General features: G+C 43.3%; 4 protein-coding genes, 1 tRNA gene and 1 pseudogene. 4 read left to right on the top strand and 2 right to left on the bottom strand.

Annotation, left to right across the window (positions count from 1 at the left end):
* Positions 1-245 (bottom strand): annotated as a pseudogene (locus GPLA_RS23395) (hypothetical protein); the annotation flags it as partial.
* A 245-nt stretch (positions 246-490) separates the two neighbouring features.
* On the opposite strand from GPLA_RS23395, the gene GPLA_RS01990 reads away from it, so the two are divergent.
* The 3 genes from GPLA_RS01990 (at position 491) to GPLA_RS01980 (ending at position 6,865) form a co-directional block, all read left to right on the top strand.
* The gene (locus GPLA_RS01990) at positions 491-3,838 is read left to right on the top strand and encodes an MHYT domain-containing protein (RefSeq protein ID WP_007103133.1); all 3,348 of its coding nucleotides are present in this window, start codon (positions 491-493) and stop codon (positions 3,836-3,838) included.
* A 23-nt stretch (positions 3,839-3,861) separates the two neighbouring features.
* Positions 3,862-4,857, top strand: a complete 996-nt coding sequence (locus GPLA_RS01985; RefSeq protein WP_007103132.1) for a response regulator — start codon at positions 3,862-3,864, stop codon at positions 4,855-4,857.
* A 466-nt stretch (positions 4,858-5,323) separates the two neighbouring features.
* Positions 5,324-6,865 carry a methyl-accepting chemotaxis protein gene (locus GPLA_RS01980; RefSeq protein ID WP_007103131.1) on the top strand — a complete coding sequence of 514 codons (1,542 nt, stop codon included), beginning with the start codon at positions 5,324-5,326 and terminating at the stop codon, positions 6,863-6,865.
* Positions 6,866-6,991: 126 nt separating this feature from the next.
* Here GPLA_RS01980 and GPLA_RS01975 read toward each other — a convergent pair whose 3' ends face one another.
* A complete protein-coding gene (locus GPLA_RS01975) occupies positions 6,992-9,274 on the bottom strand; it encodes a putative bifunctional diguanylate cyclase/phosphodiesterase (protein ID WP_007103130.1) in 2,283 nt (760 codons plus the stop codon).
* Between the two features lie 256 nt (positions 9,275-9,530).
* Here GPLA_RS01975 and GPLA_RS01970 point away from each other — a divergent pair.
* A tRNA-Met gene (locus GPLA_RS01970) sits at positions 9,531-9,607 on the top strand.
* The last annotated feature ends 115 nt before the right edge of the window (positions 9,608-9,722 follow it).

Below are 9,722 nucleotides of genomic sequence, written 5' to 3'. Positions count from 1 at the left end.
AGAAAATGGCTTTGACGAAATTGGCTTATCCAATAATGTAAAACGCATACCGCTAAACCTAAAAGTAACAAGGGGCCAAATACGATAAGTGCGCTTCGAGTCATCGACCACAGTTCCGGCCAAGAAAAAGTATTGAGTGTCCAAGCGATGTAAAAACCGGCAAGAGCAAAAAGTCCTAGGGGAATATAAAAGCGTTTAAGTATTTGAATTTTATGTTTGCTCTTTTGATATTCAAAGTGTTGCATATGGTTCCGGAAAATCGTGATTTGAAAGGATGGAAATGGTGCTTATAAATATCGCATTTCGTTTACTAAGGTCAGGATTATAAATGATTTTCACCCTGTTAAACGGTTAATTTTATTATCTTTCACAAAGTTAATTTATAAAATCACCTAATATATGACCAAATTTAAAATTAATACTGGCTTTATTCGGCGTAAAGTCGATATCTTATTATACTAATCAGCATTCTTATTCCAAAAAATCTATTATGTTAGCAGTAGTTTCCGCAATTTTTTCTCCTGTAGACGATAATTTACTCATAGTGGGTGATTTTGATCCCTTAATGGTCGTCATCTCTGTTGGTCTTGCAATTTTTGCGTCATTTATGGCTATGCAAGTGGCCACGCAAGCCTCCTTTTCCAATACTCGGGCTAAACGTAAAGCCCTGACATTTGTCGGTAGTTTGGCGTTAGGCGGCGGCGTTTGGTCAATGCACTTTATAGGCATGTTGGCGTTTTCTCTGTGTACGCCTGTGACATACAACTGGATGATAACGGCAATATCCATTGTACCCAGCGTTGCTGCTTCATGGGTGGCGCTGAATGTGATTATCAAAAAACATGTTTCCTTACAGCAATTAATTGTTGGGGGCGTATTGATGGGGGCGGGTATAGGTACCATGCACTATGTCGGTATGGCTGCCATGGAAATGTCACCGTTGCTGCGCTACGACATGACCATTTTCTTAACCTCAATCGTGGTCGCTGTTGTCTTGGCGATATTAGCGTTGTGGATACGTTTTAGCTTGGGGTTTTTAAACCGTGTGAGGTTCGGCGAATATTACCGAAATGGTATCGCTGCGGTCGTTATGGGGTTGGCAATTTCTGGAATGCATTATACCGGAATGGCGGCGGCTCGTTTTGTGCGTCCACCGGGCTTCGAATTTTCCACTCAAGATCAATATATCTCTTATTATCTTGGGTTTGCGGTGGCGCTGATCACCATAGGTATTATCGTTTTGGTTCTGGCGATTAATATGGTGTTGAAATACAAAGAATTAACGCGGCAAGCCAAATTGAATGAGGCACGTTTGCGGGCCACGATAAATACCTCAGTTGACGGCGTGCTCGGGTTTGATAGTGCTGGGTTGATTGAAAGCGCGAACGATGCCGTCTGTGAGTTACTTGGCTGGCATGCAGACGAAATCATTGCGCGAGACATACGTTTATTTATCCCTGACGATAACGTAGCTGAGTTCAATTTATTTATCGATGCCCACAACAATGGCGCTGGGGGGCCGCAAAGCAAAGGTCGCGATGGGGTGATATTGCATCGAGATGGAACTGTGCTGCCAGTGCGTGTTGCCATCGGCCATGTAGAATTAGCTGACCACAGTTACTTTGTGGCCTTTATATCTGATTTACGTTATCGCCTTGAAATGGAAAGTACCCTGCGTGACCGAGAAGAGCAATTTCGCTCTTTGCTCGCCAATATTCCCGGCATTGCATACCGCTGCTTAGATAACGAATTGCGGCCAATGATTTTTATCAGTGATGCCGTTGAAAGTATTTCTGGCTTTCCTGCTGCGGATTATGTGGGCACTGCACCGACAAGGTATTTTCATGAGCATGTTCATCCTGATGATATCGACGATACCGTGCAGCAAATTAATGCAAATAAAGTCTATAAAGTGGAATATCGTATTTATAACGCTCAGGGCAAAATTCGCTGGCTAATGGGCTACGGTACCCATGCAGAAAATTCAACAAGTGGGGAAAAATGCCTCGACGGTTTTATTATGGATATTACCGAGCGTAAAGAGATGGAACAATCCTTACTCATTGCTAAAGATAAAGCAGAGCAGGCGGCCTCCGCAAGGGCGGCGTTTTTGGCTAATATGAGTCATGAAATCCGTACCCCTATGAACGCTGTTATCGGCTTTAGTGATATATTGCTTGATGACGTGTTCGAAGCCGAGCAGCGCAAACACCTGACAACAATTAACCAGTCGGCTAAATCCTTATTGCACTTACTCAATGATATTCTCGATAGTGCAAAGCTCGACAAGGGTAAGTTTGAATTAGAAATGCGCGACTTTTCGTTAATTGAAGAAGTCGATGCTGTGGTTTCGACGTTATGGCTACAAGCCAATGCCAAGGAGCTGTATTTAAATGTCAGTGTTGCCCCGGAAGTTGAAAACCAATTTCACGGAGCACCTGATCGTATTCGTCAGGTTTTAACCAACTTGCTCGGTAATGCGATTAAGTTTACCGTGCTCGGTGGGGTGGATATTCAAGTGGGTGTTAAACCCAGCGGATGCATTGATTTTTCCATTGTCGATACGGGTATAGGTATGACGCCTGAGCAACTTGAACTCGTATTTGATGCGTTTGGACAAGCCGATGCCAGTATGAGCAGACGTTTTGGTGGCACAGGGCTAGGGACAACAATCAGTAAACAGTTGGTTGAGTTGATGGGCGGTAAAATTACCGCCCAGAGCACCTTTGGTGAAGGGAGCTGCTTTTCGTTTTCCCTGCCATTAGCACCACCTAAATGTGAAGTGACTCCAACTGCGCTTAATCAAAAATGCACGTTACCACCGTTAGACATATTGATCGTGGATGATATTCAACAGAATATCGATTTGTTAACGTTATTAATGACTCGTCAAGGGCACACTGTCATTACCGCTCGAGATGGCGAACAGGCATTGCTTAGAATGCGCAGTGATAAAGTCGATGTGGTGTTAATGGATGTGCAAATGCCTATTATGGATGGTTTAACGTCATCTAGAGAGCGACGCATAGAAGAACAGGCTCAACAATTAGCCCATTTACCTATCATTGCTTTAACCGCGAGTGTTTTAGCAGAAGATCGTCAAGCTGCGATTGATGCCGGTATGGACGGATTTGCCAATAAACCAGTGGATATCAATACATTAAACGTGGAAATAGCCCAAGCACTTGGAGTGGATTTAACCTGCGAAATTGTACCCGTAGGCGAAAATGATAATAGTGACTCACACATTGTTAATGAACGCAGAGGCATAGCAATGTGGGGAGACCGAGAGATACTGCTCAAAGAAATTACCCAGTTTATGATAAAAAACGAAAGTGTTATTTCGGCACTGAAAGATTCCTTGGACGTTCCAGATTGGCATGTAATACAAACCCAGCTACATACCTTTAAAGGGTTAAGTGGTAATTTGGCATTGACCCAGTTAAGTCAATTGTTTAATGACGCTGAACGCAGTGCAATGCGTGCTTCAGTCAATGATATCGCCAAGGTGTTTCACGCGATAGAGCAAGCACTTGATGTCATCAAAAGATATTTAGCAGAACAAAACTCGCCTGTAAATACGGCTGTGGTCAGTGAACAAAATGCTATCTTGTCAACGGCTCAGTTACTTGAGTTAGTCGAAGTATTGTTAAAATCGGCGCAAAATAATGAATACAAAGAAGATGCCGCCGCGGCACTTGTCTCCGGCGCGAACGAAGTCTCACAGAAAACATGTCAGCGAATTCAAAATGCGTTAGACGATTTTGAGTTTGAGCAAGCGATACGCGAATTAGAGCAGTTAAAAGCGCAGACTATTTCGTCAGCTATTGACCAGTAAATACAACAGATGAATTTATTACCATGTTAAGTGATCAAAATAATAAACAACAGATACTCGTCGTAGATGACGAACCGGCAAACTTGAGGGTACTGAAAAAAATCCTCGGTAATTTATATCGCCTCACATTTGCTAAAAGTGGAGAAGAAGCCTTACGTTTGGTCGAACGGGAGTTACCGGATCTGATTTTGCTGGATGTTATGATGCCTGGCATGACGGGGTTCGATGTTTGCCAAGTATTAAAAAGTCAACCGCTCAGCAAAAGCATTCCTGTCATGTTTGTCACGGCGTTAAGTGACGAGGTAGACGAAGCCAAAGGGTTTGAGGTTGGTGCGGTTGACTATATAACTAAACCGGTATCCCCGGCTGTTGTTAAAGCCCGGGTGCGTACTCATTTGTCACTGGTTCAGGCTGATGAGCTGCGCCGTACACGTTTACAGGTTATTCAGCGCTTAGGGCGCGCTTCTGAGTACAAAGATAACGAAACGGGCACGCATATTTTGCGCATGAGTCATTATTCAAAAGTCATGGCCTTAGCCTATGGTTTGTCGGAAAATGCCGCTGACAACCTATTGCATGCAGCACCTATGCACGACATTGGTAAAATTGGTATTCCCGATAGCATTATGCTCAAACCAGATAAATTGACTGCTGAAGAATTCGCTATTATGCAGAAGCACCCAGAGATCGGTGCAGAAATTCTCGGTGATTCAGACTCAGATTTAATTGAATTAGCCAAAATAGTGGCCTTAACCCATCACGAAAAATGGGACGGCTCTGGCTATCCAAAAGGCTTAAAAGGCGCAGAAATACCATTGGAAGGACGTATCGTTGCGGTTGCGGATGTTTTCGATGCACTTACCAGCAAACGCCCCTACAAAGACGCTTGGTCGGTGGACAAGGCCGTCGATTTAATTAAATCCCAAAGTGGGATACATTTTGACCCTGAATTAGTTACATTATTTGAGGCGTGCCTTCCGGCGATACTTGAAATAAGAGCGCGCTGGCAAGACGATTAGTTACTTAATGTCTGTAACTAGGAGACTTACGCCAAAATATAATAGGGTGCCCCTAAACCGCATCAGAGTTCGACTAACTATGCTTCGCACTTGGTTGGGTTGATGATGTATGCGTTTACTTAATATCAGATCTAATAACACGAGATTTGAACGACAATTCCTGCACTGGGATTGCGGGTATTTTACCTACCTAGAATAAAGTAAAGAGAAGTGCTAGTCCTGCTTTGGTGAATATTCATTCACTTCGTCAATTTCCCTGCAGTTTTATCGGTTTTTCATTCGAGAATTCCCTAGATTTTAGTATAATTTTCACCACACTGGCCGATATAAATACGAATAGTACAGGCTGTGATGCTATTTCACTAAAGGGTCAAACCCCGTGACTTAACGCCACTGTGAAATACTATTTTCATGGCATGGTAAATCAGTATAAAAAGTCATCAAAATACCATAACAAGGAGTCACAATGAGTAAAGTCGTGTCAAGTAACGCAGAGCGTGAAGTGGCAGTGGAGGTAGGGCAAGAGTTAGTCTCGACCACTGATACTCAGGGGATCATCCAATATGTTAATGATCATTTTTGTCGTGTGTCGGGGTTTTCTCGTGAAGAACTTATTGGTCAACATCACAATATCGTGCGTCACCCAGATATGCCAAAAGCGGCTTTTGCTGATATGTGGAGTAAGCTCAAGTCGAAACAAGCGTGGCGTGGTGCAGTAAAAAATCGTTGTAATGGTGGCGGCTATTATTGGGTTGATGCGTTTGTAACCCCACTATTTGAAAATGGTCAGTTAACGGGATTTCAATCTGTTCGTACTCAGCTCATTGGCCCTTACAAAGATAAAGCGCAAGCTTTGTATCCTAAACTGAATGCTGGCGGCAGGGCATTTGGCTGGTTTGACAATAAGTTAAATGTAAAAGATGCTTTGTATATAGTGTGTGGGCTAGCACTCGTGGGTTTGGCCTTTATCTCGCCGTTTTTTACCCTTCTGATGATTATTTTGCCCTATCTTGTTTTTAAAGGTGAGTTATTTGACGTGCGTCAGCACGCGGCCCAGTTAAAAGGCCAATACGACAGTATCTCTCGGGCTATATTTGCCGGAGACGGAGTGAAAGGCGTCAACGAATTTGCCTTGAAAATACAAGAAGGGAAAGTGAATACGATACTGGGGCGCGTTATCGACAGTACCGCCTCTTTAGACAGAGGCGTAACCTCATTACAAGAAGCGGTAGCAAAGACAAAATCCGGTGTTGAGGAAGAAACTGCCGAGCTGGCACAGGTGGCTACTGCGGTGGAGCAAATGGTTGCATCCATCAACGAAGTCACTCGAAATATTGGCCACACGTCAGATAAAGTGACCAGTGTGCATAAAGATTGTCGTCAGGCAACTGATGCAATGTCTAACACAATGGATAAAGTCGGCGCGTTAGCGACCGACGTTGCAAAGTCTGCGGGTTCTGCGGCGTCTCTTGCGGATGAAGCAAACCGTATCAATGATGTAATGCAAGAGATACAAGGCATTGCTGACCAAACAAACTTATTGGCGCTTAATGCAGCAATCGAAGCTGCGAGGGCGGGGGAGCATGGTCGTGGTTTTTCTGTGGTAGCAGATGAAGTACGTGCGCTTTCGAGTCGCACTCACAATGCTACAACACAAATACAATCCTCGGTGACTGAAATACAAAGTACGTTACTGAAATGGTCGCAAACGTTAGTGGAAGGAAAGGCCGCCGCAGAAACATGTGTGGATGAGACAAGGCAGACACAAGACTTGGTCAATAAAGTATATGACAATGTAAGCGATATCGCTGACTCGGCTAACCAAATTAGTGTTGCGTCAGATCAACAAAGCTCTGTGTCGGTAAGTATAAGCCACAACATTTCTAACATCAGTGATGCTTCAAAACGAAACTTAGAGCAAGTTGAAATGGTTGAGCGCGAAGCACAGAATATTTCCACGCGCTCTAAAACGTTAGCCTCTATGGGGTTGGCGTTCGGACGGTCGTAGTATCCAAGGAAGTCTTGGGGCTCTGGTGTTGAATTCGACAGGGCTGTTGAGTTCACACCAGTACAGGAATCCATGCCATTAGGGTTAAGTTGAACAGGTATGCAAGCACACATGTTTTTTATATTGCTAAACGCGATGCCGTGCTAGTGGTAATTTTACATTCGGCATTAACTTATTGTTCATGAGCTTAGCGATGTTTTCTTTGCTCATGGGACGAGCGAAGGCGAAACCTTGAAAGCTAGCGCAGCCCATTGCTAACAAGCAGTCTACTTCGCGCAAGTCTTCTACACCTTCGGCTAAAACATCAATTTTAAATACTTTACACATGGCAACGATTGCTTCAACTACTTTTGCGTTTTTAGCATCACTTTGAATATTAGTAATGAATTGACGATCTATTTTTACCCGCTGAACAGGAAAGTTAGTCAATTTCGACAACCCTGAATAACCCACACCGAAATCATCTAAGGTTATACAAAACCCGAAGCTTGCCAGATAACGTACGGTAGCGATGGCATCCGGAATGTTTTGTGTTTTAGCTGATTCAGTCAACTCGAGTTCGAGATAATAGGGTTTGATATCATGTTCAACGACGCTATTAATTAGATACTTCTTAAAGTCTTTTTGATCAAGATCAGGTCCGGAAATGTTGATTGCCACAGGCAAGATAGCAAGCCCTTCCAGTTCCCATAACTTTAACTGGGCACATACATGATTAATTAACCAACGAGTTAACGCTAGGACTAAACCAGATTGCTCTGCAATAGGGATGAATACCCCAGGGGAAACGCGTCCTATCACAGGAGAATTCCATCTCAGGAGCGCTTCCATCCCAATGAGGGTGCCATCACCGCGCACTTTAGGCTGATATTCGACGTATAATTCATCATGGGTTAGGGCTTCACTGAGCAATATACTGATCTCTTGGTGCTCGATAAAGCGCTGCTGGCTTCCTGTCTCATAGTAATTTATGGTCAACTCGCTGACAGTGACAGCGTGTAAAGCATTATTTATTAGTCGACTTGCGTTGACGTTTTGCTGATACGTCGCCACGCCCGCTTTGCAATCGAGATGTATGCTGTGCTCATTGACCTGAATGTTTCGTGGCAAGGTTGCCACCAGTTGATTGATGGCAGTTTTGGTATTGGCGTCGTCTATAATGGGGATCGCGATCCCCAAACTATATTTATCTAACACGGCAATGAAGCTGCGCTCACCAAAGTGCTCATTTAGCATATCTGCAAGTTTTCTAAGGACTTTTGGAAGAGACAAAAAGCCATATTTCTGTTCAATAAAATAGCCATTATTTAACCGGATAGCACACAGTGCGATAGTGCCGTTAACATGTTCACCATTGGTCGTTATTTTGTTCTCTAGCCATTGTCGGTTTGGTAGGCCAATGCTCTCGTCATATAATTTCAAACGTTGTCTTGCTTGTGTTTGCACCGCCAAGGTTTTATGCAACAGCGCCTTGGCGCTGACATCTTGGATGGTGACAATCGTATGCTGTTTGTCGTCTATTGTTCGCACGCTAAGTTCAAACACCTTCATTTTTGCACCTAACGTCCGATTAACCACTAAGTCACTGTTTTCATTTGATAATTCTGGAAATACTTTATCGATATCCAGACCAATAAAATGCTTCGGAAGACTGGTTAATAACAAGGATTGAGCTGAGTCATTTGCTTCAATGATATTTCTATTGCTATCGATAATGATTTTGGCTGTCTGGGCAGTCACAAACAGGGCATGGTATAACTGACTTTGGTTACTTAGCACCTGATTGCGTTCGATATTGAATTGGTTACCTCTTTTGGCTGCTGTGCTAGCACGCGCAATTGCCAGAGGAATGCATAAGTTAAAGAACACAAATAAAATGACATGCACATAATAATTTGCATGTTCTTGAACGGGGAATGGCGTCACATAATCGGCGAGAGATATTTGATTGATTAAAATATACAAAGGTATGGTATTGAGCGCGATACACATTATCCCTACTTTCCAGCCAAGTAACATAAAGGCTACAAATGGGGTTGAATACATCACTATCGGTCCAATCATCGATAGTATCTGATTATGCTGTGTGGCGTTAAAGCTTATGCCTGCCAATATTATCAAGGCTAGCAAAGAATATGCACTAGTTCGGTAATAACGTCGAGAAATGAGCAACAGCAAAGCCAATGCAATATAGAAGGTCAGCGCCATGGGGATCACATAAGCAACCTTTTCGATAACACTTTGCCAGGCGCTTTGAATCACAAAAACGGCACACAACAGCAAAATAGAAACCAGCATGATCCGTAATGAACTGATACGCCAAGCTTCAACCTGAGCCGACGGCAGATAGTCATCTCTCAGATAAAAATAGTCCGTTAATTGCTGTTTAAATCGAACGAAAAATAGCATCTTAATCCTATACACCTAAAGTAGTATTTGGTTACAACATGGATTTCGACTCATCTTACTGTTGATACGTTATATTTTATAGTCTTAAAGGTAAAAAAAACGCTCTACTCTGGTTAATTAACCAAGGGAGGGAATATACCCTTGTACGTATTCACAACACTACCCCAACTTAGTACGATAACTAAGCAATCAAAACATAAAATGTGATTAATGCTTGCAATGTGCCGGTTACCTCTCTATATTGCGCCACATCGGACGCGGGATGGAGCAGTCTGGTAGCTCGTCGGGCTCATAACCCGAAGGTCGTAGGTTCAAATCCTGCTCCCGCAACCAACCGATACCTCAGTAACCGTTCGTATAATTCAAAGCAAATTCGCCTTTGGGCTCGCTCTTCATAGTCTCGAAAGGTCCTAGGTTCAAATCCTGCTCCCGCAACCAACCGATACCA

Source organism: Paraglaciecola polaris LMG 21857 (assembly GCF_000315055.1).
Taxonomy (GTDB): Bacteria; Pseudomonadota; Gammaproteobacteria; order Enterobacterales; family Alteromonadaceae; genus Paraglaciecola; species Paraglaciecola polaris.
The sequence above is the reverse complement of the archived record's forward strand: the minus strand, read 5'-3'. Positions and strand labels throughout refer to the sequence as shown.

Bases quoted from the DNA above. Each gene is read 5' to 3' on its own strand.
- GPLA_RS01975 (WP_007103130.1), bottom strand. From the start codon at position 9,274: ATGCTATTTTTCGTTCGATTTAAACAGCAATTAACGGACTATTTTTAT.
- GPLA_RS01985 (WP_007103132.1), top strand. From the start codon at position 3,862: ATGTTAAGTGATCAAAATAATAAACAACAGATACTCGTCGTAGATGAC.
- GPLA_RS01980 (WP_007103131.1), top strand. From the start codon at position 5,324: ATGAGTAAAGTCGTGTCAAGTAACGCAGAGCGTGAAGTGGCAGTGGAG.
- GPLA_RS01990 (WP_007103133.1), top strand. From the start codon at position 491: ATGTTAGCAGTAGTTTCCGCAATTTTTTCTCCTGTAGACGATAATTTA.